The organism is Actinomyces procaprae (assembly GCF_004798665.1).
Lineage (GTDB): Bacteria > Actinomycetota > Actinomycetes > Actinomycetales > Actinomycetaceae > Actinomyces > Actinomyces procaprae.
The window spans coordinates 2,538,886-2,565,151 of sequence record NZ_CP039292.1 but is presented as its reverse complement, the minus strand read 5'-3'; the positions used below and the strand labels follow the sequence as shown (position 1 = coordinate 2,565,151).

Below are 26,266 nucleotides of genomic sequence, written 5' to 3'. Positions count from 1 at the left end.
CACATGCAGCCCATGAATGAAACCTTCCCGATCCTGACCGTCATGGCGATCGTCCCGCTGTTCGGGGCACTGCTGCTGTGGCTCCTGCCGCCGCTGCGGCGCCAGGGGCGGGTAATCGGCCTGCTCTTCTCCCTGGCCACGCTCGGCGTCGGCATCTGGGCGCTGGCCCGCTTCGACTTCTCCCAGGCCGGCACCACGCAACTGGTCGAGATCCACTCCTGGATCCCGATGCTGGGCGTGTCCTGGGCGCTGGGAGTCAACGGGCTCGGCCTGGCCATGCTGCTGCTGACCGCCTTCCTGGTGCCGCTGGTGCTACTGGCCAGCTGGGGGGAGGTGCCCGCGGACCACCAGGCCCTGTTCAGCGGCCTGGTGCTGGTGCTGGAGGCCTTCGTGGTGGTCATCTTCGCCGCCCGCGACGTCTTCCTGTTCTACATCTGCTTCGAGGCCATGCTCGTGCCGGTGTACTTCCTGATCGGCCACTTCGGTGGTGAGCGCCGACGCCGCGCCGCCCTGAAGTTCCTGCTGTACTCGCTGGCCGGCGGACTGGTCATGCTGGTGGGCGTAGTCGCCCTGTACGTGTACGGGCCCCGCGGTGAGTACGCCTACCTGATCGAGAACATCGCCGGTCAGATCAGCGCCTCGGCCACGACCGGCCGCTGGATCTTCGCCTCCTTCTTCGTGGCCTTCGCCATCAAGGCGCCCATGGTGCCGCTGCACACCTGGCTGCCGGACACGGCCGAGCAGGCCACCCCGGGCACCTCCGTGCTGCTGATCGGCGTGCTGGACAAGATCGGCACCTACGGTATGGCCGCCCTGGTGCTGCCGCTGTTCCCGCGCGAGTCCGCCTGGGCGGCCCCGGTGATCCTGGTGCTCGCGGTGATCGGCATCATCTACGGCGGCCTGGCCGCCATCGCCCAGGACAACCTGTACCGGCTCATCTCCTACACCTCGATCAGCCACTTCGGATTCATGGTCCTGGGACTGTTCGTCGGCAGCCAGGTGGCCGCCACCGGTGCCATGGTGTACATGGTCGCGCACGGGCTATCGATCGCCGGCCTGTACCTGGTCACCGGTTTCCTGGCCCGCCGCACCGGCACGGTGGCCATCAGCGAGCTCGGCGGCATCCAGCGGGTGATGCCGCTGATCGCCGGTACCTTCCTCATCTCCGGCCTGGCCTCCATCGCCCTGCCGGGACTGAGCGGATTCGTCCCGGAGTGGATGGTGCTCATGGGCACCTTCTCCGAGTCGGTGCCCCTCGGAATCGTTGCCGTACTCGGTGTTGTCATCGCCGCCGTGTACGTGCTGCTGCCCTACCAGCGCGTCTTCACCGGCGCCCCCGCCCGGGAGCGGGTGGGCAGCGCCGACCTCGACGGGCGGGAGAAGCTCGTCCTGGTACCGGTGATCGCCGCCATGCTGGCCCTCGGGCTGGCGCCGGCATTCCTGACTGACGCCTTCGAGGACGTCGCCGGGCAGGTCGTCACCGCACTGGATGCCGGCGGGCGGGCGACCGCCCAGGCCACGGTGCCCGTCCCCGCCCCGGCCGACTCCGCCGTCGCCGTCGTGATCGCAGAAGGGAACACGAAGTGAGTTTCACCGCTCCGGTCATCGAATGGGCCGCCCTCACCCCGGTACTGATCATCCTGGGCGCCGGCGTACTCGGCGTCCTCGTGGAGGCCTTCGTCTCCCGCACCATCCGCCCGGCCGTCCAGACGCTGCTGAGCCTGCTTGCCGTCCTCGGCTCCGCCGTCGCGCTGGCGGGCCGTTGGACCGTCGTCTCCGCCGGCACCGGCCGGGAGTCGGCCACCGGCATCGTCGAGGACCCCTTCGGCGTCGCCGCCCAGGCCATCCTGCTGACGATCGGCCTGCTGGCCATCCTCGTGATGTCCGACCGCACCACGGCCGACGACGGCGCCTTCGCCGCCCAGGCCGCCGACCGGCCCGGCAGCGCCGAGGAGGCCGAGTCCCTCCACGCCGGCTGGGTCTCCACCGAGATGTTCCCGCTGACCCTGTTCTCGCTGGGTGGCATGATGCTGTTCCCGCTGGCGGATGACATGATCACGCTGCTGGTCAGCCTGGAGGTGGTGTCGCTGCCCCTGTACATCATGGCGGCGATGGCGCGCCACCGTCGGCTGCTCAGCCAGGAGGCGGCCCTGAAGTACTTCGTGCTGGGCGTCTTCGCCTCCGCGTTCCTACTGATGGGCGCGGCCTTCCTCTATGGCGTATCCGACTCACTGTCTTACACGGGCATCGCCGGCGCCATCATCGGCGGGAGCGTGCTCGGCATGGACTGGCTGGCTCTGGCGGGCGTCGTCCTGGTGACGATCGGCCTGCTGTTCAAGACGGCGGCGGCGCCCTTCCACGCCTGGAGCCCGGACGTCTACCAGGGCGCCCCCACCCCGGTGACCGGCTTCATGGCCGCGGGTGTCAAGGCCACTGCCTTCCTCGCCCTGGTGCGCTTCTACTACGTGGTAGGCGGGCTGCTCGGCTGGGACCTGATGCCGTTCCTGTGGGCGGTCGCAATCCTGACCATGCTCGTGGGCACCGTCGTCGGCGTGGTGCAGAACGACGTCAAGCGCATGCTGGCCTACTCGGCCATCGCCCATGCCGGGTACATGCTCATCGGCATCGTCTCCTGGAACCGGGTGGGCGTGAGCGCGCTGCTGCTGTACGCCCTCACCTACGGTGTTGCCACCGTCGGTGCATTCGGGGTGATCACCCTGGTGCGGGAGAGCCATGACGGCGCCCCCGGTGCCGAGGCGACCGGTCTGGACGCCTTCGTCGGGCTGGGCCGTCGCAGTCCCTGGCTGGCCGGGGCGATGACCGTGTTCCTGCTGTCCTTCGCGGGTATCCCGCTGACTGCCGGCTTCATGGCCAAGTTCGAGGTGTTCCTCGCCGGAATCGCCAGTGGATCCACCTGGCTGGTCATTGTCGCCATTGTCAGCTCCGTGGCCACGGCGTTCTTCTACATGCGACTGATTGTGCTCATGTTCTTCCGGGAGCCGGAGGGCGAGGCAGTGGTAGTGGTCGGCTCCATGGGACCGACCGCGCTGACGATCGGCCTGGCGGCCGCCGCCACCATCCTCATCGGCGTACTGCCGCAGACTGTGGCAGGCGCGTTGACTAACGCCGCTATGCTCCTGCCGTGATTGGAACGCTGCCCCTCAGCCTGCCGCAGCTGGAGGACCGGATCGCCCCGGGGCTCGACGCCGTCGAGACTCGTCTGCTCGAGGTCGTCAGCAACGCCGACGAGACCATCAACCCGCCCACCTCCCACCTGGCCGCGGCGGGGGGCAAGCGGCTGCGCCCCGTGCTCACGCTGCTTACCGCTCAGCTCGGCGACCCGGAGCTTGCGGCCGGCGAATCAGTGCTGGATGCAGGAGTCGCCGTCGAGCTCACTCACATCGCCACCCTCTACCACGACGATGTCATGGATGAGGCGCCGCTGCGACGCGGGGCCCCGAGCGCGCAGACCGTGTGGGGCAACTCCGCGGCGATCCTCACCGGGGACGTCCTGGTGGCGCGCGCCTCTCAACTCGTGGCCGCGCTCGGCCCGCAGGCGGTGCTGGCTCACTCCAAGACCTTCGAGCGGCTGTGCATGGGGCAGTTGCACGAGACGCTGCCGCGGCCAGCCGGTACCGACCCGGTGGCGCACTACTTACAGGTGCTGGCGGACAAGACCGGTTCCCTGATCGCCGTGTCGGCTCGGTACGGCGCCATGCTCTCCCACGCGGGTGCGGCGACCGAGGCGATCGTGGAGGAGTTCGGGGAGAAGATCGGGGTGGCCTTCCAGCTGGCCGATGACTGCATCGACCTGACCAGTGATGCCGCCACCACCGGCAAGACTCCAGGCACCGACCTGCGCGAGGGCGTGGACACGATGCCCGTACTGCTGCTGCGCCAGGCGCTGGCGGCGGGTGAGCTGGACGCGGGCGGGCAGGCGATTCTGGCGGCCCTTTCGGGCGGGGACCTGTCCGATGACGCGGTTCTGGCCGATGTCGTCGCCCAGCTGCGCGTCCACCCGGTGCTGGCACGCACCCGGCAGATGGCGATGGCCTGGGCGGAAGAGGCCGTCGCGGCCTTGGACGGCCTGGAGGAGGCCGTCCTGGTTGGCACGGGGGAGCGGCTCGACGCTGCGGGCGTGACGGGTGAGGGCAGAGTGGCGGCCCTCGCCGACGCCCGGAGACGGGTGGCGCTGGTGCGCGACGGCATGGTGCAGTTCGCCCACCTGCTGGTGGACCGCGCCGCCTGACTGACCCCTCCCTCCACCGAGATCGGTAGTTGTTACATGCCGAGGTCGGTAGTTGTTACGTGCCGAGGTCGGTAGTTGTTACGTGCCGAGGTCGGTGCGAGATGTGTACGGGTGCCTGTGCTCGAATCGGCTCTTGTCCCGGTCGGGAGCTCCGGTGGTTGAGCTCGTCGGGTGGTTAGGGCCCGGTCGGGTGAGCGCTCCCGGGGACGACGCACGCTCAGTCACTTTGCCGCTCTGACCGGACAGCGAGTTTTGCCCGGTATCTCAACGTTCGTGGTTTTCAATCGAAGGAGGCTGGTCGGCTCCCACGTGCGCCCCGGGGGTCGGCGCACATGGGAGCCAACTGCTCCGTTCATCGCCTGATGTGGTTTCCGCATGATTCCGCCAAGTCTCTAGAACGGCTCTTCCGGTTTGCGGGTGTGGTGGTTTCGGCTCGGGATGCGCGGTGTGCGCGGGGGCGTGTTCGGGTCGGCGGGGTCGTTGTCGGGCGTGCGGGGTCGTGCTCGGGTCGGCGGGGTCGTGCTCGGTGGGTGCTGGTTTGTCGAGAACGTCCTCGTCATCCCCAAACCCTCCACGTTCGGGAGGGTTTCGGGCTTATGAGGACGTGTTCGACCGGTGCAGGTCGTTCTCGGGCGTGCGGGGTCGTGTTCGGGTCGGCGGGGTCGTGTGGACCGCCTGCCTCTGCTTGGACCGCTCAGCCTCTACTTGGACCGCTCAGCCTCTACTTGGACCGCTCTAGACGCTGTCTCAGGCGGTCCAACCGGGGGTGAGCGGTCCAACCGGGGGTGAGCGGTCCAAGTAGGTGTTCCCCTGCTGCGCCTGCGGGATCCGCCTGTCCGAATGTGCGGTCAGCCGTTCGTCTGGGGCACCACCCCGGTGGACCGGCTGCCTTCGCTTCGCCTCCCACGTCACCCGGCCGCGCCTACAAGCACTTTGGCAGGCTCGCCTGGGAGCTGGACCGTCTGCAACGCCCCTTCGGGGTTAACAACGCCAGTTAACCGTCTGCTGAAGGCCCCAGGGGTATACAGCAGACCGTTAAGTAGCGTTGTTAACGTCCAACCGGCGCAGCAGACACCCACCCCTCCGCAGCCACGACACCCACAAACCCGAAGAGCCTCTAGAACGGTGTCGCAAATGAGCGTGCGGCGCGCTCAGGCCGTGCCCACCCACTCCATCATGGCCATCACCGCATGACCAGATTTACGCCACACAGGACTTGACCGCTTACGCACCGCGGTGACGGTGGTGGTCACGCGGGAATCGCCGGGCCAGAGTGACTGGCCGCTGAATGCGGAAGGGACGGCGCCAGGGTGGGGGTGTAGCCGACGCCGGTGGGGACGTCGACGTGGCGGCAAGGACGGAGCAGGCGGGCAAGGCGATGAGCGGCCTGCCGACTCCGCTGCCCGCCCACCCGCCGGTAGGGGTGGGCGCTTCGTGTCTCAGCTTATGGCTGTTCCGTCCACCCGCCCACCCGCCGGTAGGGGCGGGCGAGGCGCCAATACCGGTCAGCTGAGCCAGTCGGTGGCCGCATAGAAGGTGCAGGCCCCGCCCCGGCTGTAGAAGTAGCCGGCGCCGACTTCCGACACCGTCAGCGCCTGCGGCTCACGATCGATTCCGTCCTCCTCGGTTCCAAGCCTGGCAGTGGCCAGCTCCTCGCCAGTGGCGAGATCGATCAGGTGCAGCTCATGCGCGGCGGAGGGATGGGCCGCATAAGCCACATCGCGGTGGACGGCGAGCGCCGCGGGGATGGTATCCCCGGCGTCGGTGGACAGGGACAGGCTGCTGGTCGGAGAGCCGAGCGGGCGCACATCCAGCGCGGACTCGGTGCGCATCACCGAGTACCCGCCCGTCTCCCAGAGGACTGGTCGAGTGTCCGGTGAGCCGACGGGAAGCGGGTCGATTATGGACACCTCTTCGCCGGTCGTCAGGTCCATAACACGCCATGCGTCGTAGGCGGTCTCCAACCAGTACAGCCAGGAGCCCAACAAGTAGGTGTCCAGGTTGTTCTCCTGGGTGATCAGGTTGCCGGACTCGAGCGAGTAGACGATGTAGGGCGGGTATGCGCCCTCGGAGTAGGGGGAGCTTGCCGTGCCTGTCAGCAGCGCGTCACCGCTGACTTGGTGGAAGGCGTCATAACCGACTTGATGCGGATCCTTGCGGGCAACCTCCAGCGTCTCGGTGTTGATGGCCCACACGCGGGTGTCGCCACGGATTCTCCCGGTACCGATGCCCAGCCTGGTGCCGTCGGCGTCCAGTGCCATAGCCCAGTTGCCGATGGTGGTGTCGACCGCGGCGTCGACGTCGAGCGGCAGCACTGCCACGACAGCCGCAGCCTCCAGATCCACCTTGAGCAGATGCGCCTGCCAGGCGGAGTCCTGAGCCGTCCCGGTGCGGACCGCCGTGACGACGGCATAGCCGAAGCGGGCCGCGGCGTCAACAACCATGATCTCGTCGGTGAGGATCTGGGCCGGTCCGACCTGCGGGGCGAGGTTCTGAAGCTCTTCGGCGGAGCCCATGGCTACCAGTTTCATGGAGTCGGCGTCGGTGCCGTCGGCTGTGAAGTACCAGTAGTTCATGGCGGATGGATCCCCGTACCACCAGGTGTTGCCGCTGCTGCCCACGAGGTAGCGGCCACGGAGCCAGGTGAATGACTCGGGCCGGAAGTCTGACCCCGGCAGACTTCCGGCGTCGGCGAAGGCGCTCGGCGTACGCGGGGCGGACGTTGCGGAGGGCGCTGCGCTTGCTCCGGCTGGGGATGTCCGAGCGGTGGGGTCGCTCGACGGCGTCCGCGGGCGGCAGGCACTAGCCAGGGGGAGCGCGGCGGCTGCCAGCATGCCGCGGAGAAGATGACGGCGATTCATGAAGCTCCTCATTCCAAACGCAAGAATTATATCAATTCTATATCGCGTGGTGTTGTTGTGGACCCGCCGTGGAATCGCCCGGCGCCGACTGCGGCGCGACGCGCCCGCCGATCTCGTCGCGTTACCCGTGCCGCCCTCGGCGAGGGGAGCGGAGCGGGGAGAGGATGGTTGGGTGAGCGGGATGCACGCCACACCGCGGTCGGCGAACACCCGCATACACTTGGGCCGACCTAAGCGGCGCACCGCCCGGTGCGCGCCGGGGCCACCCACGCGTGGTCGCCAGAAATCCCACTTGTAGTCACCAGGAACGAAGAGCAGTGAACGCACGCCCCCTCAATGTCGCCGTCATCGGAGCAGGTCCCGCCGGCATCTACGCCTCGGACATCCTGTCGAAGTCGGGCCTGGACGTGAGCATCGACCTGTTCGAGCGCCTTCCCGCCCCATACGGGCTGGTGCGCTACGGCGTCGCCCCGGACCACCCGCGCATCAAGCAGATCATCGTGGCCCTTTACAAGATCCTCCAGCGCGGTGACATCCGCCTGATCGGCAACGTGGAGGTCGGCCGCGACATCAGCGTCGCCGAGCTGCACGAGCACTATGACGCGCTGATCTTCTCCACCGGCGCCGACACCGACGCCCCCCTGGACATCCCCGGGATTGACGCGCCCGAGTCATACGGCGGCGCCGACTTCGTCTCCTGGTACGACGGTCACCCCGACCATCCGCGCACCTGGCCGCTGGAGGCCAAGGAGGTCGCCGTGATCGGCGTCGGCAACGTCGCCCTGGACATCTCCCGCGTCCTGGCCAAGCACGTGGAGGACCTGATGACCACGGAGATCCCGGCTAATGTGGCCCAGATCCTGGCGCAGTCCCCGGTCACTGACGTACACGTCTTCGGGCGCCGCGGCCCCGCCCAGGTGAAGTTCACCCCGCTGGAGCTGCGGGAACTGGGCAAGCAGCCCGACGTCGACGTCACCGTCGACGAGGAGGACTTCGAGTACGACGAGGGCTCTCGCCAGGCCCTGGCCGCATCCAACCAGCAGCGGCAGGTGGTCAAGGCCCTGGAGGGCTACGCGATGCAGGAGCCCGAGGACCTGACTGCCTCGCGCACCATCCACATTCACCTGTTCCAGGCGCCGTCCGCGATCCTGACCGACGACGCCGGGCACGTGCGCGCCCTGCGCACCGAGCGTACCCGGCTGAACGGCGACGGCACCGTATCCGGCACGGGGGAGTTCAAGGAGTGGCCGGTCCAGGCCGTCTACCGGGCGGTCGGCTACGCGGGCAGCCCGATCGAGGGACTCCCCTTCGACGCCGACCGGCACGTGATCCCCAACGCCGGCGGCAGGGTGCTCGGGGACGACGGCGAGCCGCTGACCGGCATCTACGCCACGGGCTGGATCCGGCGGGGTCCCGTCGGCCTGATCGGATCCACCAAGTCCGACGCCCAGGAGACGATCACCAACCTGGTCGCCGACGCCCAGGCCGGGCTGCTGCACGCCAACACCGACGACGATGCACAGATCGGCCACGACGCCCTGCTCGCCCTGCTCGAATCCCGCGAGGTGCCCTACACCACCTGGGAGGGCTGGGAGCTGCTGGACGCATATGAGCGCCGCCTGGGGGACGAGTTCGGTGAGGTGACCGTCACCGGGGGGAAGTCCAAGCCCCGCGAACGCGTCAAGGTGGTCGCCCGCGACGCCATGACCGCCATCTCCCGCCGCACGGAGGCGCCCGCTGACCTGGTCGGCGAGCCGGATCCCGAGCGGGTGCCCGAGCGGGTCGCGCACCGGTTGCAGGACTGATCGCCGGGTGGGGCGGTAGGCTGGGGCGCCCACAGCTCAACCGTCGAAAGGCAGCCCCATGCGCATTGGCGTCCCCACCGAGGTAAAGGACAACGAGTACCGGGTCGCGCTCACGCCGGCCGGTGTGGACACACTCGTGGGCCGCGGACACGAGGTGACCGTGCAGGCCGGGGCCGGCCTGGGTGCCGGCATAACCGACGAGCAGTACCTCGATGCCGGCGCGACCATCGCGGTTGAAGCCGCCTCCGTGTGGGGCGACGCGGAGATGATCCTCAAGGTCAAGGAGCCGATCCCCGCCGAGTTCGACTACCTGCGCGAGGACCTGCTGCTGTTCACCTACCTGCACCTGGCGGCAGACCGGGCGCTGACGGAGGCCCTGCTGGAGCGGCGCGTCACGGCGGTCGCCTATGAGACGGTCGCCACCGACGACGGCGGCCTGCCGCTGCTCGCCCCCATGTCCGAGATCGCCGGGCGCCTCGGGGCGCAGGTGGGTGCCGACGCGCTGCTCGCACCGAACGGCGGCTCCGGCGTGCTGCTGGGTGGTGCCGCCGGCGTGCGCCGCGGCAGCGTCGTCGTCCTCGGTGGGGGCACGGCGGGCCTGGCCGCGGCGCGCGTGGCCGCGGGCATGGGTGCGGACGTGACCGTCATGGACATCAACCCGGTCCGCATGCGCCAGATCGACGAGCTCACGGGCGGAGCGGTCCGCACCCGCTTCTCCACCCCGCTGGACGTGGCGGACGCCGTCGCCGGCGCCGACCTCGTGATCGGCGCCGTGCTTGTTCCCGGTGCCCGCACCCCGAGGCTGGTGACCCGCGAGATGGTCAGGGCCATGCGTCCCGGATCCGTGCTGGTGGACATCGCCATCGACCAGGGGGGCTGCTTCGAGGACTCCCACGTCACCACCCATTCCGAGCCCACCTATGAGGTGGACGGCAAGGTCTTCTACGCCGTGGGCAATATGCCGGGGGCGGTGTCCTACACCTCCACCTATGCGCTGACGAACGCGACCCTGCCCTACGCCGTCGCGCTGGCGGACCACGGCTGGCGTGAGGCCTGCCGACGACGGACGGAACTCGCCCGCGGCCTGGCCACCCACGGCGGGGCCCTGTACACGGCCGGGGTCGGCCAGGCGCTGGACCTTGACGTCGCCGACGTAGCCGAGCTGCTCGCCTGAGTCCCTGCGCCGCGCTCTCAGCCCCGTCACAGCGAGTGTTCATACACTCGCTCCCATGACAGGCAAGAACCACCACAACGGCCTCAAGACGGCGGTCCTCATGGGAGGACTGTGGGGGCTGCTGCTCCTGCTCGGCTGGCTGCTGGCGCGCGGAACCGGCTCGGGGCTGTGGCTGCTGCTCATGCCCGCGATCGGGGTGGTGCAGACGGCATACTCCTACTGGAACTCCGACAAGCTTGCGGTGCGCTCCATGGGGGCCATAGAGGTCAGCGAGGCGCAGCAGCCGGTCATGTACGCCGTCGTGCGCGAGCTGTCCACGGCCGCGGGGCAGCCCATGCCCCGCCTGTACGTGGCGCCCACCATGAGCCCGAACGCCTTCGCCACCGGCCGCAACCCCCAGCACGCCGCCGTGTGCTGCACTCAGGGGATCCTGCAGCTGCTCAATCAACGGGAGCTGCGCGGCGTACTCGGCCACGAGCTGTCCCACGTGTACAACCGGGACATCCTCACAGGCTCCATCGCGGCAGGCATCGCCGGGGTCATCTCCTCGATCGCCACCGGCATCATGTGGTTCGGCGGGGGCCGCGACCGCCGTGACGGCAACGCGCTCGTCCTCCTGCTGCTGGCGCTGCTGGCTCCGCTGGCGGCCGGCCTGACCCAGTTCGCCGTCTCCCGCACCCGCGAGTACGACGCCGATCATGACGGCGCGGTGCTGACCAACGATCCGCTGGCCCTGGCCTCCGCGCTGAGCAAGCTGGAGACGGGCGTGGCCGCCGCGCCCATGCCGCAGGATCCGCGCCTGGAGCCGGTCAGCGCCATGATGATCGCCAACCCCTTCGGCGGGGTGAAGAACCTGTTCTCCACGCACCCGCCGATGGCGCAGCGCATCGCCCGCCTGGAGCAGATGGCCGGCTACTGAGCGGCGCTGCAGGCGACGCCCTCGTCGCTGTGAGCAGGGTCCTACGGCGGCGATTGGCGCGCGCCGCCGTCGGCTTGCTATCCTTCCACGGCACCGAGCGAATACGTGGGGCGCGGCAGCGGCCTACGATGAGCTAGGAGCACGGCGGGTTGCCCGAGCGGCCAATGGGAGCTGACTGTAAATCAGCCGCAGTATGCTACGGGGGTTCGAATCCCTCACCCGCCACCATGGTTGCGGCGCACTCGTGCCCGCATCCAGAGCCCGCCCGCAGGGGCGGGGCCGCGGTGAGCGAGGCCACGGTGAGCGGATTTGCATCGGCGAATCCGATCTGCCTAAGGTTCCGCTCGTTGCCCCGATAGCTCAGTCGGCAGAGCGTCTCCATGGTAAGGAGAAGGTCAAGGGTTCGATTCCCTTTCGGGGCTCTGATGCTGCGGGGGCCTACGGGCCCCTGCCGTGTCATCTGGCGAGGTAGCTCAGCTGGTTAGAGCGCACGACTCATAATCGTGAGGTCGAGGGTTCGAGTCCCTCCCCCGCTACGCAAGTTCGAGCATGGCACCCAACGGGCTGCTCGAGGATCAGTGAGAGGAGAGTGGCGTGGCCAAGTCCAGCGACGTTCGCCCCAAGATCACTCTGGCATGCTCGGAGTGCAAGGAGCGCAACTACATCACCAAGAAGAACCGCCGGAACACGCCGGACCGGCTGGCTCTGTCGAAGTACTGCCGCCGTTGCCGCAAGCACACGGAGCACCGCGAGACCCGCTGACAATGGCGGTGCGCGGCACGCACAAGGGCCCCGACGATCACCGATCGCCGGGGCCTCGCTGTATTCCGGCGCCTGCGGGCAGTGCGGCGACCGCGGCCGTGGCCGAGGACATGGCCGCGGTGCTCGCCGTCGTGCTCACCCGCGCCCCGGGCGCATGGCATATGGATGCCCCCGGGGCCGCGCAGGCGCTCCTCCCCGCCGTTTCGGCGCTGCGCGGATTGGCGGACCGGCTCGCCCAGGAGCTCGCCGCAGGGTCCGGAGCCGTCGGCCTGGAGGGGCTCATACACCGCCGCTGTCTAGTCCTCCCGGCGGGAGTCGCCGCCGCGGGCGGCCGGCACGGCGCCGGTGAGGCCCTGCGCCGCAGCTCCCGCGGCGGCTGGGAGCTCATCCGCAGCGCCACCACCGTCACCGACGCCGGCCCCGCCTGGCCGGACGGCGCCCGGGTCATCCATGACCTGGCCCGCCGCGCGACGGCGTCGGTGCGCGTCCCCGGCGCAGGCATCCGGGAGACGGCGTCGACTCCGGCGCAGCGGCTCGCCCTGACCGCCGCCGACCTGCGTGCCTGGGCCGAGGCGACCGGGGACCACAATCCCATCCACCTCAGCCCCGGCCGGGCACGTCGGCACGGAATGCCGGTGGGGGAGGACGACGTCGTCGCCCACGGGCTGCTGCTCGGGGCTCTCAGCCTCGCGTGCGTGCCGGCGGCCGGAGCCGTGGACCTGCGCTTCAGCGGGGCTGTGCCGCTACGGCCGGGCCGGGCGGCGACGGTGACCATCCACGCGGACGGCACCCTGACCGCCGACGGGCGCGTCGTGCTACTGCGCCGTGCAGTCGGCCTCGGTCCCGGGGGAGTGCCACAGATCCGTCCAGGTCACTCCCAGGCGAGCCAGTAGGCGGCGCAGCAGGGGCAGGGAGATCCCCACCACGCCGTGGGGATCGCCGTCGACGCCCTCTACGAAGGCCCCACCGAGGCCGTCGATGGTGAAGGCTCCCGCACACCACAGGGGCTCACCGGATGCCACATAGGCGTCGATCTCGGCGTCGCTGGGGCACCCGAAGTGAACAATGGTGGATGACACGCCCTCGGCGGTGGCGGTATCACCCACGTGCACCAGGCAATGGCCGGTGTGCAGGGTGCCGGTGCGCCCGCGCATCGCCAGCCAGCGCTCCCGCGCCCGCTGCGCCGTCCCCGGCTTGCCGACCACGGCGCCATCGATCTCCAGCATGGAGTCGCAGCCCACGACGACCAGGTCCGGGTCCTCCTGCCACGCCGTCGGGCCCAGGCCGGCGGCCACGTCAAGCGCCTTGGCCCTTGCCAGTGCCTGCACCTGCTGCGCCGGTGTCGGGGCCGGGGCGCCGTCGGCGCGGCAGGAGGCGGCCAGTTCTGCCAGTACCCGGGGCTCATCGACCTCGGACACCCGCACCTGAGGCTCGACGCCGGCGGCCCGCAAAGTAGCCAGCCGACCAGTGGACTGAGACGCCAGAACAAGCACGTGCCCAAGCCTAATGCCCCGCGGCGACGCCGACGGCCGGCGGGACCCCACTGATCGGGGCGGCGGACATCGGCAGGCGGCCGCGGCCGCTCTCGGCGGTCGCATAGGCTGGCCGCATGAGCGCCAGATCACCGTTCAGCCGACTCGTCGTGGTTGCGCGCACCGGCTCCACCAACACGGACCTGCGGCGTGCCCTGAGCGCACCTGACGGTCTCCTCGATCCGGGAGCCTGTGGCGCGTGGCCCCACATGTCGGCCCTGCGCGCGCTGACGCAGACCGCAGGCCGCGGCCGCGCCGAACACACCTGGACCACGCCGCCCTCCGGGGCGCTGACCGCCTCCATCGTGCTGCGTCCCCTCGTGCCGGCCGACCGCCTGGCCTGGCTGCCACTGCTGGCCGGCCTGGCCGTGACCCGCGCCCTCGCTCCGCGCCTGTGTGGCACCGGGTGGCGGGCCGCCACCAAATGGCCCAATGACGTCATCGCCCACCCGGTGCCTTCCGCGCCGGGCCCCGCGGCGGTGCCGGGTTGGGGGGCCAGCCGCAAGCTGGCCGGCATTCTCACCGAGCTGATCGCCCCGCGCGCCCACTCCGGAGCGCAGGCCCGCGCCATTCCGGATGACCGGGGCGGGGCCGCGGCCGTGGTAGTCGGGATCGGCATCAACCTCACCCAGCCGCCCGGTCGGCTTCCGGTGCCCTGGGCCGCATCCCTGACTGGGCTCGGAGCTTCGGCGGAGGCCGCTGCTGCTGCGCCGCTGCTGGAGGACTGCGGGCGCCACCTGGACGACCTGGTCTCCGCCTGGGAGGCGGCCGGCGGCGACCCCGACGGCGGCGACGGAGTTCTGGGGGCCGAGTTGCGCGGCACCTGCGCCACGCTCGGGCAGGCCGTGCGCGTAACCGGCCCCGACGGCGTCATCGCCGGCACCGCCGTCGACCTCGAGCCGGGTCTGGTGCTGCGGGTGGACGCGGGCGGCGGCTCACGGCGCGTCGTCGTCGCCGCAGGAGATGTCAGCAACGTGCGCGGGGCGGGAGCGGGCGGCGTCGGGGAGAAGGCCCGGGGAGACTGTTTCGGCGATTGATCACTTGCCTGTGATGTGCGCTACTCTTGCGCGGTGACTGCCCAACAGACGCCCGACCCGCGCACCCCTGCCGGGGACCCCACCGGCGCCACCTCCACGGGGGCGCCGACGGGCAAGTCCTGGGGCACTGTGAGCGGTCACGAGCAGCGGCTGCTGCAAGGGGTCCCCAGACTCAGCCTGCGAGAGGTCGCCGCGCACGCGGGCACGGGCCTGGACCTGGCCCGCCGCTTCTGGCGGGCCATGGGCTTCGCCGACGTCGACCCCGACGAGATCCGCTTCACCGAGCAGGACGCGGTGGCCCTGCGCAACGTCGCCGACCTCATTGACGACAACGACGACGGCCTGCCCTCCGCCGATGCCCCCGGGGGCGGGCTGGCCGCCAGCAGCGTCCTGGAACTGCTGCGCGCCCAGTCCTTCACCATGGATCGCCTGGTGCTCTGGCAGCTGGAGACGCTCGTGGCCGACATCTCCCAGCGCCTCCACCTGGATGACACGGCCGCCCGGCTGGTGGCCCTGGACCACATCGACGAGATGATCGACTCCCTGTCCGGCCAGCTGACCTACGTGTGGCGCCGGCACCTGGCCTCGCTGCTGGACCGCACCGACTCGGAGGTCTCCCGCCGCGGCCGCGAGGACGCCGGCCCCGACTACTACCCGCTGATCCGCTCCCTGGGGTTCGTGGACATCGTCTCCTTCACCCAGCGCGCCCAGACCATGGGCCGCCTGGAGCTGTCGGAGATGCTCGACGACTTCGAGTCGACCGCCCGCGACGTGGTCACCTCCCGCGGCGCCCGTGTGGTCAAGACCATCGGCGACGCCGTCATGTACATCGCCGATGACCTTGCCACCGCGGCCGACGTCGTCACCGCGCTCGTCGAGGAGCTCCAGTCCGGGCCGGAGATGATGCGGGTGCGCGCCAGCCTGGTGCAGGGGCGGGTCGTGTCCCGCTCCGGCGACGTCTTCGGTCCCCCCGTGAACCTGGCCTCCCGGCTGGTGGACACCGCAGAACCCGGAGGCATCCGCATGGACGAGGCCACCGCCATGGAGATCCTCAACGGGCCAGACGCCTACCGGTACACGGTCCACCCCTGCCACGAGGTGGTCGCCAAGGGCCTGGGCAACGTCACGCCCTGGTCGCTCGCCCTGGCCTGAGATTGGACACCTCCTGCCCCCGGAGGATGACGCCTCCCGCCCTGGTCGCATACGATCCAGGGCATGACGACTGTGCTTCTCGTTGAGGACGACCCCGCGATCTCCGAGCCTCTCGCCCGCGCCTTCGGCCGTGAGGGCTATGAAGTCCACGCCCACGGCACCGGGAAGGGTGCGCTCGCGGACCTGGACGGTGCCGACATCATCGTCCTCGACCTCGGCCTGCCGGACATCGACGGCCTTGATGTGGCCAGGCAGGTGCGCGCCCAGGGACTGACCATCCCCATCCTCATGCTCACCGCCCGCTCCGAGGACACCGACCTGGTGGTCGGCCTCGACGCCGGCGCGGACGACTACGTCACCAAGCCGTTCCGCCTGGCGGAACTGTTGGCGCGTGTGCGCGCCCAGGTGCGGCGCGCCTCCGGGGAGGCCACGGAGGATGAGCTGGTCGCCGGGAACATCCGGGTCGACGTCGCCGCCCACCGCGCCTTCAACGGCCGGGAGGAGCTGACGCTGACCACGCGCGAGTTCGAATTGCTGCGCGTGCTGGTGCGCGGCGCCGGCCAGGTGCTGTCCACCGAGGACATCCTCAAGGAGGTGTGGGGCGAGGACCCGACCGGCACCGAGCACACCCTGACCATGCACATCACCTGGCTGCGTCGGAAGCTCGGTGACGACGCCGACGCCTCCACGCGCCTGACTGCCGAGTCCGGGGGCTACCGGCTGACGGTCTAGCCCGCCTGAATCCGGTCGTCGAAGAAGGCAGGAGCGATGCGACGCCGAGCGATGCAGATGACGATGGCGGCTGTCTCCGTTGCCGTCATCCTTCTGGGGGTGCCCCTGGGCGGGGCGTGGATCGCCGTCGCCTCCAGCGCCTCCTCCGACAGGGAGGACCACCTGCGGGTCATCTTCATCGTCGTGCTGACCACCGTGGCGCTGGCCGCGGTTGCCCTTGTGGCCGCCTACATCGTGGCGGCCAGGGGATCGCGCCGCATCAGCGCGCCCCTGATCTACCTGGCGGCCGAGGCCGAGCAGCTCGGCTCCGGGCAGGTGCGTCCCCGGCTGCGTTCCAGCGGCATCGAGGAGATCGACCTGGTACAGGCCGAGCTGGTGCGCAGCGCCGAGCGGGTCGCCGGCCGTATCGCCGCCGAGCGCCAGTTCGCCTCCGACGCCTCGCACCAGTTGCGCACTCCGCTGACCTCGTTGAGCCTGCGGCTGGAGGAGATCGAGCTGCTGTCCGACCAGGACGATGTGCGTGAGGAGGCCCGTGCCTGTATTGAGCAGGTAGACCGGCTCACCGGGGTAGTCGAGGACCTGCTGCGAATCTCCAGGCGCAGCGGGGGCGGCACCACCGAGGCGCTCAACTTGGCAGACCTGTTCGAGCAGCAGCGCGAGGAGTGGGAGCCCGCCTTCCACGAGGCCGGGCGCGAGATCACCTTCACCGACGAGATTGAGATGCCGGTACTGGCAACGCCGGGCTCACTCGCCCAGGTGCTGGCCACTGTCATCGAGAACTCGCTGCGCTACGGGGGCGGAACCACGAGCGTGTCCGTGCGCAGCGCCAACGGTGGGCACGGGGTCTTCATCGACGTCGCCGACGAGGGTGAGGGCGTGGCCGAGGACATCGCCCCGAACGTCTTCGAGCGCAGCGTGTCCGGGCACGGCTCCACGGGTGTTGGCCTGGCCCTGGCCAAGGATCTGGTGGAGGCCGACGGCGGGCGCATCGAGCTGTCCCAGCGCAAGCCAGCGGTGTTCTCAATCCTGCTCAACGCGGTCCCCAAGTCGCTGGATCCCAACAACGTGCTGCCCCGCGGTGCGTTGGTCAGCGTGGGGCGGCGCCGCCGACTCTGAATCGGGCCGGTGGAACCGCCGGGCGTATCGGCGACCTTACTCGGCCGCCTCCACCACGACGGGCTCGGCGGCGGCCTCGCGCTTGGAAGAGCCCAGCTTGTTGCGCAGTGCGGTAATCAGCATCGGCAGCACCGACACGAAGACGATGCACAGGATCATCACGTCGATGTTGTCCTGGATCCACTTGATGGAGCCGAGGAAGTAACCGAGCCAGGTGATGGCGAATGCCCAGAAGGTGGCCCCGAGCACGTTGAACCCGAAGAAGTGGGTGTAGCGCATCCGGCCCACGCCCGCCATCACCGGAGTGAAGGTGCGCACGATCGGCACGAACTGGGCGAGCGTGATCGCCTTGCCGCCGTGCTTGGCGAAGAAGGCGGAGGTGCGCTCGACGTACTCCTGCTTGAACAGGCGCGAGTCCTCCCGGTTGAAGATCGCCGGCCCGGCCTTGCGGCCGATGGCGTAGCCGGTCTGGTTGCCGACTATCGCGGCGACCCAGACCAGCGGCGCCGCCACCCAGATGGGCACGCCGACGGCGCCGGTGGCCACGAACATACCCAGCGTGAACAGCAGGGAGTCCCCGGGCAGGAAGAAGCCGACCAGCAGGCCGGTCTCGGCGAAGATGACCAGCATGACGCCGACGATGGCCCAGGGGCCGAACCATTCGACGATCTTGGTGATGAGGTTGGCGGCGTCGAGCCATTCAGGACCGAGAGCAGGGGCGGGCATAGTAGGCAGCACAATCACCCCCTCAGCGTAGGAACAAACCCTGGGCGTGCGCCGAGACGAGCGCCGCATCCCGGCTGTGGAATCGGGCACGCGCGTGTGAGCCCGGAGGCTCGCCGCGGCTGGCGGATGCTCACCGGGCCCGCGCGGGCCCGGCGCTCAGCTGGACTCGGCGGCGGCGTCGCCGGTGAAGACGACGTAGTGGTAGAAGAAGAAGCGGAAGGCGGTGCCCAGGGCGAAGCCGACCACGTATGCGGACAGGTTGTCCGCCAGCGGCCCCGTCAGCCCCAGGACGTGGTGGGTGAACAGCAGGCAGAACTGGGTGATCAGAATGCCGCCGACATTGGCGAAGGCGAACAGGAGCGCCTCCCGGGCCGTGCTCTCGCGCGTGCGGCCGCGGTAGGTCCAGGTCCGGTTGGCCACCCAGGAGAAGCAGGTGGCCACGCACGCGGAGATGATGTTGGCGGTGTTCGGGTGGCCCGCCAGCACGCCCGTAGGTCCGTGCTGGAGCAGGTTGAACAGCCCGGAGTCGATTACGTATGCCAGGGCGCCGACCATCCCGAACTGGGTCAGCTCCCGCAACCAGTCCAGTAGGCGTGCCCCCAGGGGGCGTGGGGCGTCGGCGCCGTCGGCCGTCGTGGCGGCGGGATGTCCCGCCGCACTGGGCGCCGAAGTGTCCGGCTGCGTCACGGCTGCGGTGGGATGGCGGGGAGCGTGCGCCGATGCCGTCGACTCCACCGCCAGCAGTCCAGGTCTCGCTTTCGTCACGGAGCTGATCTTACGGCACCCACGTGATGTTGCTGTAGCCATTCCACACCCAGCTGATCCAGAACACCTGCCCGATGATGCCGAGGGCCAGCAGCAGCAGGCGCATCCGGGGTGTCGCCCGTGCGGCCAGCGCCCAGCCCGCCGGGGCGAGCGGCAGCAGCAGGCGCAGCAGCGACGTCGTCGGGTCGAAGAAGACCAGCAGGTACAGGCAGTAGCCCACGCACCAGAGCCACGCAGGCGCGCCCAGGCGCCGCAGCGCGGGTGCGGACAGGACCAGGCCCCCCACCGCAACGACCCCGGCGAGCAGTGCCCAGCCCAGATGGTCTCCCACCCACCACTGGCTACGCGTTAACCATTGCAACAGGGGCGCCAGCGTGCCGCCCCGCCAGGAGGTCTCCGTGGCGGTGTAGGCGTCCGGGCGGCCGGTGACGACCCAGGCGAGCAGCGGCCACGCGAGCGTGCCCGCCGCCGCCACCCCGGTCAGTCCCAGCAGGCGCAGCCGAAAACCGCTCGCCTGCGCGGCCGCGGAGCGGTGAGCGCGCACCGTCTCCCACAGCCACCACAGCCCCAGGGACGCCGTCAGCGGCACCCCCAGCGGACGGGCGAGCGCGGCCGCGAGCACCGCCGGGGTCGCCGCCAGGAAACGGCCGCGCTGCGCCAGCAGCAGGGCTGCGCCAACGGCCAGCAGCCCGAGCGACTCGGCGTAGGGGAGCTGCAGCACCACGGCGCACGGCGAGCACCACACCAGCGCCACCGCCCACAGGGAGGCCCGCCGTCCCACACGGGGCTCGAGCCAGCAGTCCATGACCAGCGCCGCCGCCGCCGACGCCGCCAGTGACACGACCGTGGCGCACGCGTAGAACGACCAGCCCGTCCAGGCCAGCGCGCTCGCCAGCAGCGGCAGCAGCGGCATGAAGGCCCACGGGTTCTGCAGCACCGTGCCGTCCGCTCCGGTCGGCAGCTCCGTCGGGTAGCCCGCCCGGGCGATGCGCTCATACCAGCCCGAGTCCCAGAAGGAGGCGTGCTGCATCCACGACGGCGCCGCCGGCGCCCACACCGTGGCCCCGGTGTCCTGGGCGCTCAGGCGCAGCAGTAGCAGGGAGAGGGCCGTTGCGGCGGCCCAGACCGCCAGCACTGCGCCGAGTTGCCGTCGGCGCCCGCCGGCGGCTGCGCGGGAGGCTGCGGGCACGGACGAGGCGGCGGGGGAGAAGGCTGCGGACACGGCGCCAGCGTACGGCCGCGCCGCCCCCGGTACCCGGACCTCCCCGGGGCGGATGCCTGAGGTGCGCGGCCCGGCAGCCGGACCTCCCGTGGCCGCCGCTGGGGTGACCGCTACGCTGGCGCCGTGAGCACACCAGTTCTTGCCGTCATCGGAGGCGGGCAATTGGCCCGCATGATGCAGGAGGAGGCCTCCGCCCTGGGGATTCACCTGCGCACCCTGGTAGAGGCGGCCGACGGCTCGGCCGGGCAGGTGACGGTCGACGCGCCGGTGGGGCGGGCCGACGACGCCGACGCCGTGCGCGCCCTGGCGGCGGGGGCGGATGCGCTCACCTTTGAGCACGAGCACCAGGACTCGGCGCTGCTGTCCCAGTTGCAGGCCGAGGGCGTCGCGGTGCGCCCCGCCCCCGGGGCGTTGCTGCTGGCCCGCGACAAGCTCGCCATGCGTCGGGCCGTCGACGACGCCGGGCTGCCCCAGCCGGCCTGGATGGAGGTCGCGGGCGATGCGCAGCAGATGCGCGCGCAGGTGGTTGCCTTCGCCCAGGCGCACGGTTGGCCCGTGGTGCTCAAGACGCCCCGCGGGGGCTACGACGGTCACGGGGTACTCATGCTGGACACGGCTGCCGACCTGGACGGCGGTGCGGCGGCGGCCTGGCTGGACTCGACGGCGCAGGCCCGCGCCGGGCGTGCCGGCGTCGGCGCGGGTGGCGGCGGCAGCCTGGGCGGCGGCGCGGTTACGAGCCTGCTGGTGGAGGAGGCGGTTCCCTTCACCCGTGAGCTCGCCGTGCTACTGGCGCGCCGGCCCTCCGGCCAGGTGGCGGTGTGGCCCGTGATCGAGTCGGTGCAGGCGGGGGGCATCTGCGTTGAGGCCGTCGCCCCGGCGCCGGGGCTGGATGCTGCGGCCGCCCGCCAGGCCGAGCAGATCGGACGCACCATCGCCGAGCGCGCCGACGTCACCGGGGTGCTGGCGGTGGAGCTGTTCGCCGTCGAAGGTCCGGGTGGCACCCGCCTGTACGTCAACGAGTTGGCCATGCGCCCCCACAACTCCGGGCACTGGACCCAGGACGGGGCGGTCACCAGCCAGTTCGCCCAGCACGTGCGTGCCGTCCTCGATCTGCCTCTGGGGGCGACTGCGCCGACCGCACCCACCACCGTCATGGTCAACTACCTGGGCGGGGAGCAGGCGGCGCCCGCCGACGCCCTCGCGCGCGCCATGGCGCTCGACCCGGAGGCGAGCATCCACCTGTACGGCAAGCAGTGGCGTCCCGGCCGCAAGCTGGGGCACGTCAACCTGACCACCACGTCAACGGACGCGGCGGGCGTCGCCGCCGTCCGCGAGCGCGCTCGCGCCGTCGTCGCGGTTCTGCGGGGAGAGGCCTGAGTCGGCTCCCGCCCGGCCCGGACGGCATAGGCTTGACGCGTCCGAGTCGCGCCCCGAGGGCGGCCCGGGCAGCGGACCAAGTGGCGTTTTCAGCGTAGGAGCAGCCTCATGAGCAAGCAGCAGGACCAGCAACCAGTCGTCGGCATCGTGATGGGATCGGACTCCGACTGGCCGACCATGCGCGCGGCCGCCGACGCCCTTGACGCTCTTGGCGTGCCCTATGAGGCCGACGTCGTCTCCGCGCACCGCATGCCCGACGAGATGCTCGCCTACGGACGCGAGGCCGCCGACCGCGGGCTGCGGGTCATCATTGCCGGGGCCGGCGGCGCCGCCCACCTGCCGGGCATGCTCGCCGCCGTCACCGAGCTGCCCGTGATCGGTGTGCCGGTGCCGCTGAAGTACTTGGATGGCATGGACTCGCTGCTGTCGATCGTGCAGATGCCCGCCGGCGTGCCGGTGGCCACCGTCTCCATCGGGGGCGCCCGCAATGCGGGCCTGCTGGCCGCACGCATCCTGGGGGCGGGGGAGGGGCCCGAGGCCGAGCGGCTGCGCGGAGCCATGCGCGGGTTCCAGGCGGAGCTCGCCGATACCGCTCACGCCAAGGGTGAGGCCCTGCGCCGGGAGGTCGCCGCCCCGCGGCTGAGGCCGGCCGGTCCGTGCGCGTCGGGCCGCACGCGTGAGGCGGGGCCCGTCCGGCGTGCCTGCGCCGTCCGGGCCTGCGTGCACTGCTTGGACTTTTGGCGTATACGGGGTGGCGGTCTCGCCGGTACGATCGCCCCCCATGAGCATCCTGGTTGCAGGTGGCGCCGGATACATCGGCGCCCATGTTGTGCGTCTTTTGCAAGAGCGTGGGGATGAGGTCGTCGTCGTGGATGACCTGTCCTACGGAACACCGGGGCGGGTCGGGGACGCGGAGCTGGTTGAGCTCGACGTCGCCGCCGGCAACGCCACCGAGGTCCTGGCGGACCTGATGGATCGTAGGAACGTCAAGGCGGTCATCCACTTCGCCGCCCGTAAGCAGGTGGGCGAGTCCGTGGCCCGGCCGGCCTGGTACTACCAGCAGAACGTGGGCGGGCTGGCCAACATGCTGCTGGCCATGGAGCAGGCGCGCGTGGAGCAGATGATCTTCTCCTCCTCAGCGGCGGTCTACGGCATGCCGCCGGTGGAGGTCGTGCCCGAGGACATCGACTGCCGCCCCATCAACCCCTACGGGGAGACCAAGCTCATCGGCGAGTGGATGATGGCGGATTGTGAGCGCGCGTGGGGCCTGCGCTGGGCGGGCCTGCGCTACTTCAACGTCGCCGGCGCCGGCTGGGACGACCTGGGTGACATGGCCACGCTCAATCTGATCCCCATGGTGCTGGACCGCCTGGCCCGCGGCGAGTCCCCGAAGATCTTCGGAACCGACTACCCGACTCCGGACGGCACCTGCATCCGCGACTACATTCACGTGCGTGACCTCGCCGGCGCGCACATTGCGGCACTGGATCACCTGGACGGGCAGGAGGAGATGCGCGAGCACGTCTTCAACGTCGGCACCGGCAAGGGCTCCTCGGTGCGTGAGGTCGTGTCCAAGGTGATCGACGCCGTGGCCGCCGCTACCGGCAACGAGGTGCAGCCGGAGGAGCTGGACCGTCGCGCCGGCGACCCGCCGCAGCTGATCGGTGATGCCACCCGGATCCGCGAGGTGCTCGGCTGGGTGGCGGAGCACGACTTGGACGACATCGTCTCCTCGTCCTTCTCCGCCTGGCAGGCCGATCCGGATCGTCCCCACTTCGGCTGAGGCCCATTGCCACCTGGCACGCGCCCCGCGCAGCCCCCCAATCGGGGGCGCGCGGGGCGCTTGTTGCGTGCCGGGCGAGCGGGGTGCTCAGGACTGGTTGAAGTCCGCGGTTGTCAGCCTGCCCTCGCGCAGCTTGGCGAAGAAGTCCGGCGCGGTGGTCTCCTCCAGCAGGACGGCGGCACCGATGCCGCCCGGCTCGTAGTCCACGGTGGCGATAGGCGGGGCTCCGGTCAGGCCGGCGTTCGACGCGGAGCGGAAGGCGAGCAGCATCCTGCCCAGGTCGATCATCGAGGCGTCCTCATCCACGGTGAGTGCCTGCGTGCCCGCGTCCACCAGCCTGTCCTGCTGGGAGAAGCTCGTCAGGGTGGAGGGCGAGACCGCCTTGGACACGACTGCGGAGATGACTGCCCGCTGCCGCAGGGCGCGGCCGATGTCGCCGTCGGGGTCGGATTTGCGCATGCGCGAGTAGGCCAGCGCCTTGGCGCCGTCGACCTCCTGGCACTCGCCCTGGGAGCTGTCCCACACCAGCCCGGAATCGGCATCGTCGACGTCGTAGCCCATGCAGACGCTGATGCCACCGACGGCGTCCACCAGGGAGGACACCCCGCCCATGCCGACCTCCACGTAATGGTCGACGGTCAGCCCGGTCAGCTGCTCCACGGTGGACACCAGCAGGGACGGGCCGCCGTAGGAGTAGGCGGCATTGATCTTGTTGCCGCCGTACCCGGGGATCTCCACGTAGGTGTCGCGGGGCAGGGAGGTCAGGGAGCTCTGCCCGCCGGCCTGGTGCAGCAGCATGATCGAGTCGGAGCGCGCGCCCTCGGTGTTGTCCACGACGGCGCCGTCGGCCCGGGAGTCGGAGCCGACGATCAGCCACGTCTCACCGGGGGTGTTCTCCGCGCCGGTGAGGGCCTCCACGCGCTGCAGCTTGGAGTCGACGTTATGGGCGAGCCAGGCGACGCGAGCGCCCACGAGCCCCAGCAGGACGGCCAGCGCGATGGCCACCCACCGCAGCGGGCGGCGCCGCTTGCGCCTGGGGGGCGAGGGCGGAGCCGGCTGCGTGTGCTGGGTCAGCGACGGCGATGGCCTGTACCTCGACGAGTGCACCGTGGTGCGTGGCCTGGCGACGTTGTGGCTGCGGGCGGAGGGCGCGGCCCCGGCCGGCATGACGCGGGTGCCCTCGCCGCCCCGCACCGGGCGGGACGATGCGGAGGACAGCGGCACCGCCGAGGAACCGGTGCGTGCCCGGCTCCTTGAATGCGTGCGCCCCGGGGGTCCGGGAACCGCATCCGGGCGGACTGCACCTCCCGCAGCGCTACGTCCCGCAGCGGCAGCGGTCCCGGAATCGCCGCCTGAGGACGGCGCGGCCGGCCGCTGCTGTGCGCGCGGTCGGCGCGGCGCGGCACCGCTGCGTGCGCCGGCGCCGTCGGCGGCGCTCCTGCCCGGCTGCGAGGCGGCGGCGCGGACGGGCGGCCCGAGCGACCCGCCCGCCGGGAGGAGGAACCGGCGGCTCCGGCCCGCCGTCGCGACCCACCGGTACCGGGGTCGAATGACGGGGGAAGATCGTCGTTGCTGCTCACTGCTGGCTGGCCTCCTGTCCCTGCGGCTCGGTGTGCGCGTCGTCTGGCTGTCTCAGAAGCACTGGGCGGCGGGGTCCTCCGTGGTCGCATCGGTGGTGGGAGTGCGAGTGTGGCTGTCCGAGGCGGCGTCGGTCTGCTCATCCCCGGAATCGGGCTCGGGCGCTTGCGCATCCTGCGTCTGCTCGGTGGCGTCCGCCTGCGACGAGGCGTCGGCGGTGTCCTGAGCGGCGGTCTGCTCCAAGGCCTCCGAAATCGGGGTGTCGGCCTTGATCGCCGCCCACACGGCGTCGGACTCGTCTGTGGGCAGTGCGCGGTTGAGATCCCAGGGCGCCTCCTCGTTCGGCATGGTCATCAGGACCGTCTGGTCGCTGCCGACGTTGCCGACCGACATGGCCAGCCCGGCCAGAGTGCTCAGGGAGCTGATGCCCGGGGAAGTGGTCAGCGAGCCCAGGGCGGCGCGGGCGAAGCTGTACAGGGCGTCGGCGTCGGTCAAGTAGTTCTTGGACTTGGCGGTTCGCAGCATTGCCGACACCAGGTTCTGCTGGCGGGGCATGCGCTGGCGGTCGGAGCCGTCGCCGACGCCGTGGCGCACGCGTGCATACTGCAGTGCGGTCGTGCCGTCCAGGTGACGGCAGCCCTGGCTGAGCACCAGCCCGGTGAACTCGGTGTCGTTGATGTCCTCGTCCACGTAGAGGGTGACGCCTCCGAGCGCATCCACCGTGGTGATCAGGCCGTTGAAGTCCACCACCAGGTACTCGTCGATGTAGAGCCCGGTGAGGTCCTCGACCGTGGCGATGGTGCAGGCCACGCCGGCGGCGACGGCGTCATCATCGGCGCTGGCGCCGGCCCCGTTGGCGAAGGCCGTGTTGAACGGCGTGTAGGACATGGCCTCGGTGGTGCCGCCGTCGGCGGTCTTGCAGGAGGGTATTTCCACCAGCAGATCGCGCGGGATGGAGACGATCTCGATACGGGACCGGTCCGCCGGGAGGTGCAGGATCATGGTGGTGTCCGAGCGCGCGACCGCCACCTCTTCGCTGCCCTCGGAGCCGTCCACGTTGTTGGCGCCCGCGCGGGAGTCGGTGCCCAGGATCAGGATGTTGACCGGCCGGCCCTCATAGCTGTCCACCACCTGGCGGGCGCGGTCCTTGCCGAGGAAGTCGTCGATGTCGAGCCTGTTCACCTGGGACTGGAGGTCATACCAGGCGAAGCCGACGCCGGAGACGATGAACAGCACGACGGCGAATCCGGCCAGCACGAGCTTGCGCGCGGCGCGCCGAGTCATGTCCTTGGCGGAGTGTCGCGCTTGAGCTTTGGCTTTGTCGTGGGATGACACGGCCATGATCATAAGGAACCCGTCTGTGAGCAGCTGCGATCCTTCGTCCCTCGCAAGGAGGAATCTCAGATGCTTGTCATCTTCCCACCCTACGGGATGCCGCGCCCCGCTGCCCTGTACACGCGGGCGCCCGGCGCGTGT

21 protein-coding genes, 3 tRNA genes and 1 pseudogene are annotated in these 26,266 nt (G+C 70.6%); 18 read left to right on the top strand and 7 right to left on the bottom strand.

The window, feature by feature from the left end; genetic code table 11:
- Positions 1-3: 3 nt before the first annotated feature.
- From E4J16_RS10460 to E4J16_RS10450, 3 genes are read left to right on the top strand one after another with little or no spacing between them, the layout of a single operon-like run.
- Entirely contained in the window at positions 4-1,587 is a 1,584-nt protein-coding gene (locus E4J16_RS10460; RefSeq protein WP_136313956.1) for an NADH-quinone oxidoreductase subunit M, read from the top strand.
- Positions 1,584-3,146, top strand: a complete 1,563-nt coding sequence (gene nuoN, locus E4J16_RS10455) for an NADH-quinone oxidoreductase subunit NuoN (protein ID WP_136313955.1) — start codon at positions 1,584-1,586, stop codon at positions 3,144-3,146. The genes E4J16_RS10460 and nuoN overlap by 4 nt, the downstream gene beginning before the upstream one ends.
- On the top strand, positions 3,143-4,249 hold the full coding sequence (locus E4J16_RS10450; RefSeq protein ID WP_136193370.1) for a polyprenyl synthetase family protein: 1,107 nt from the start codon (positions 3,143-3,145) through the stop codon (positions 4,247-4,249). Before nuoN ends, E4J16_RS10450 begins: the two co-directional genes overlap by 4 nt.
- Before the next feature lie 1,505 nt (positions 4,250-5,754).
- On the opposite strand, the gene E4J16_RS10445 is transcribed toward E4J16_RS10450, so the two are convergent.
- Entirely contained in the window at positions 5,755-6,825 is a 1,071-nt protein-coding gene (locus E4J16_RS10445; protein WP_136313954.1) for a hypothetical protein, read from the bottom strand.
- Between the two features lie 602 nt (positions 6,826-7,427).
- On the opposite strand from E4J16_RS10445, the gene E4J16_RS10440 reads away from it, so the two are divergent.
- From E4J16_RS10440 to E4J16_RS15140, 8 genes are all read left to right on the top strand, one after another.
- Complete coding sequence (locus E4J16_RS10440; protein WP_136313953.1) at positions 7,428-8,915, top strand: FAD-dependent oxidoreductase; 1,488 nt, start codon at positions 7,428-7,430, stop codon at positions 8,913-8,915.
- A 58-nt stretch (positions 8,916-8,973) separates the two neighbouring features.
- Complete coding sequence (ald, locus tag E4J16_RS10435) at positions 8,974-10,089, top strand: alanine dehydrogenase (RefSeq protein ID WP_136193373.1); 1,116 nt, start codon at positions 8,974-8,976, stop codon at positions 10,087-10,089.
- 55 nt (positions 10,090-10,144) lie between these two features.
- A complete protein-coding gene (gene htpX / locus E4J16_RS10430) occupies positions 10,145-11,008 on the top strand; it encodes a zinc metalloprotease HtpX (protein WP_136313952.1) in 864 nt (287 codons plus the stop codon).
- A gap of 143 nt (positions 11,009-11,151) precedes the next feature.
- Positions 11,152-11,236, top strand: a tRNA-Tyr gene (locus E4J16_RS10425).
- Between the two features lie 121 nt (positions 11,237-11,357).
- Positions 11,358-11,430: transfer RNA gene (locus E4J16_RS10420), tRNA-Thr, on the top strand.
- 40 nt (positions 11,431-11,470) lie between these two features.
- A tRNA-Met gene (locus E4J16_RS10415) sits at positions 11,471-11,544 on the top strand.
- Between the two features lie 58 nt (positions 11,545-11,602).
- Positions 11,603-11,770 carry a 50S ribosomal protein L33 gene (rpmG, locus tag E4J16_RS10410; RefSeq protein WP_136193375.1) on the top strand — a complete coding sequence of 56 codons (168 nt, stop codon included), beginning with the start codon at positions 11,603-11,605 and terminating at the stop codon, positions 11,768-11,770.
- Positions 11,771-11,868: 98 nt separating this feature from the next.
- Positions 11,869-12,663, top strand: a complete 795-nt coding sequence (locus E4J16_RS15140; protein ID WP_168708144.1) for a MaoC/PaaZ C-terminal domain-containing protein — start codon at positions 11,869-11,871, stop codon at positions 12,661-12,663.
- On the opposite strand, the gene E4J16_RS10400 is transcribed toward E4J16_RS15140, so the two are convergent.
- Entirely contained in the window at positions 12,586-13,263 is a 678-nt protein-coding gene (locus tag E4J16_RS10400; protein ID WP_136193376.1) for a Maf family protein, read from the bottom strand. The genes E4J16_RS15140 and E4J16_RS10400 overlap by 78 nt on opposite strands.
- 116 nt (positions 13,264-13,379) lie before the next feature.
- Here E4J16_RS10400 and E4J16_RS10395 point away from each other — a divergent pair, with 116 nt between their 5' ends.
- The 4 genes from E4J16_RS10395 to E4J16_RS10380 all read left to right on the top strand — a co-directional run bounded on the left by E4J16_RS10395 (position 13,380) and on the right by E4J16_RS10380 (position 17,339).
- Positions 13,380-14,339, top strand: a complete 960-nt coding sequence (locus E4J16_RS10395) for a biotin--[acetyl-CoA-carboxylase] ligase (protein ID WP_136313951.1) — start codon at positions 13,380-13,382, stop codon at positions 14,337-14,339.
- A gap of 33 nt (positions 14,340-14,372) precedes the next feature.
- The gene (locus tag E4J16_RS10390) at positions 14,373-15,491 is read left to right on the top strand and encodes an adenylate/guanylate cyclase domain-containing protein (RefSeq protein WP_396027312.1); all 1,119 of its coding nucleotides are present in this window, start codon (positions 14,373-14,375) and stop codon (positions 15,489-15,491) included.
- A gap of 63 nt (positions 15,492-15,554) precedes the next feature.
- Entirely contained in the window at positions 15,555-16,223 is a 669-nt protein-coding gene (locus tag E4J16_RS10385) for a response regulator transcription factor (protein WP_136193379.1), read from the top strand.
- A 36-nt stretch (positions 16,224-16,259) separates the two neighbouring features.
- Positions 16,260-17,339, top strand: a complete 1,080-nt coding sequence (locus tag E4J16_RS10380) for a sensor histidine kinase (RefSeq protein ID WP_136193380.1) — start codon at positions 16,260-16,262, stop codon at positions 17,337-17,339.
- Between the two features lie 36 nt (positions 17,340-17,375).
- Here E4J16_RS10380 and E4J16_RS10375 read toward each other — a convergent pair whose 3' ends face one another.
- From E4J16_RS10375 to E4J16_RS10365, 3 genes are all read right to left on the bottom strand, one after another.
- On the bottom strand, positions 17,376-18,065 hold the full coding sequence (locus E4J16_RS10375; RefSeq protein WP_136193381.1) for a VTT domain-containing protein: 690 nt from the start codon (positions 18,063-18,065) through the stop codon (positions 17,376-17,378).
- A 156-nt stretch (positions 18,066-18,221) separates the two neighbouring features.
- Complete coding sequence (locus tag E4J16_RS10370) at positions 18,222-18,668, bottom strand: GtrA family protein (RefSeq protein ID WP_240038460.1); 447 nt, start codon at positions 18,666-18,668, stop codon at positions 18,222-18,224.
- 172 nt (positions 18,669-18,840) lie between these two features.
- Entirely contained in the window at positions 18,841-20,052 is a 1,212-nt protein-coding gene (locus tag E4J16_RS10365) for a hypothetical protein (RefSeq protein ID WP_420809310.1), read from the bottom strand.
- 123 nt (positions 20,053-20,175) lie between these two features.
- Here E4J16_RS10365 and E4J16_RS10360 point away from each other — a divergent pair, with 123 nt between their 5' ends.
- The 3 genes and pseudogenes from E4J16_RS10360 (at position 20,176) to galE (ending at position 23,212) form a co-directional block, all read left to right on the top strand.
- Positions 20,176-21,429, top strand: coding sequence for a 5-(carboxyamino)imidazole ribonucleotide synthase (locus E4J16_RS10360; protein ID WP_136313950.1), 1,254 nt, complete (start codon positions 20,176-20,178; stop codon positions 21,427-21,429).
- A gap of 108 nt (positions 21,430-21,537) precedes the next feature.
- A pseudogene (gene purE / locus E4J16_RS10355) lies at positions 21,538-22,056 on the top strand (5-(carboxyamino)imidazole ribonucleotide mutase); the annotation flags it as partial.
- A gap of 154 nt (positions 22,057-22,210) precedes the next feature.
- Positions 22,211-23,212 (top strand): UDP-glucose 4-epimerase GalE, encoded by a 1,002-nt coding sequence (gene galE / locus E4J16_RS10350; RefSeq protein WP_136193385.1) that lies wholly within the window; start codon positions 22,211-22,213, stop codon positions 23,210-23,212.
- Positions 23,213-23,299: 87 nt separating this feature from the next.
- On the opposite strand, the gene E4J16_RS10345 is transcribed toward galE, so the two are convergent.
- Entirely contained in the window at positions 23,300-24,217 is a 918-nt protein-coding gene (locus E4J16_RS10345; protein WP_136193475.1) for an LCP family protein, read from the bottom strand.
- A 627-nt stretch (positions 24,218-24,844) separates the two neighbouring features.
- Positions 24,845-26,074, bottom strand: coding sequence for an LCP family protein (locus E4J16_RS10340; RefSeq protein WP_136313949.1), 1,230 nt, complete (start codon positions 26,072-26,074; stop codon positions 24,845-24,847).
- Positions 26,075-26,266: the final 192 nt, after the last annotated feature.

Bases quoted from the DNA above. Each gene is read 5' to 3' on its own strand.
- E4J16_RS10385 (WP_136193379.1), top strand. From the start codon at position 15,555: ATGACGACTGTGCTTCTCGTTGAGGACGACCCCGCGATCTCCGAGCCT.
- E4J16_RS10395 (WP_136313951.1), top strand. From the start codon at position 13,380: ATGAGCGCCAGATCACCGTTCAGCCGACTCGTCGTGGTTGCGCGCACC.
- galE (WP_136193385.1), top strand. From the start codon at position 22,211: ATGAGCATCCTGGTTGCAGGTGGCGCCGGATACATCGGCGCCCATGTT.
- E4J16_RS10445 (WP_136313954.1), bottom strand. From the start codon at position 6,825: ATGAACTACTGGTACTTCACAGCCGACGGCACCGACGCCGACTCCATG.
- E4J16_RS10375 (WP_136193381.1), bottom strand. From the start codon at position 18,065: ATGCCCGCCCCTGCTCTCGGTCCTGAATGGCTCGACGCCGCCAACCTC.
- htpX (WP_136313952.1), top strand. From the start codon at position 10,145: ATGACAGGCAAGAACCACCACAACGGCCTCAAGACGGCGGTCCTCATG.
- ald (WP_136193373.1), top strand. From the start codon at position 8,974: ATGCGCATTGGCGTCCCCACCGAGGTAAAGGACAACGAGTACCGGGTC.
- E4J16_RS10460 (WP_136313956.1), top strand. From the start codon at position 4: ATGCAGCCCATGAATGAAACCTTCCCGATCCTGACCGTCATGGCGATC.
- E4J16_RS10340 (WP_136313949.1), bottom strand. From the start codon at position 26,074: ATGACTCGGCGCGCCGCGCGCAAGCTCGTGCTGGCCGGATTCGCCGTC.
- E4J16_RS10380 (WP_136193380.1), top strand. From the start codon at position 16,260: ATGCGACGCCGAGCGATGCAGATGACGATGGCGGCTGTCTCCGTTGCC.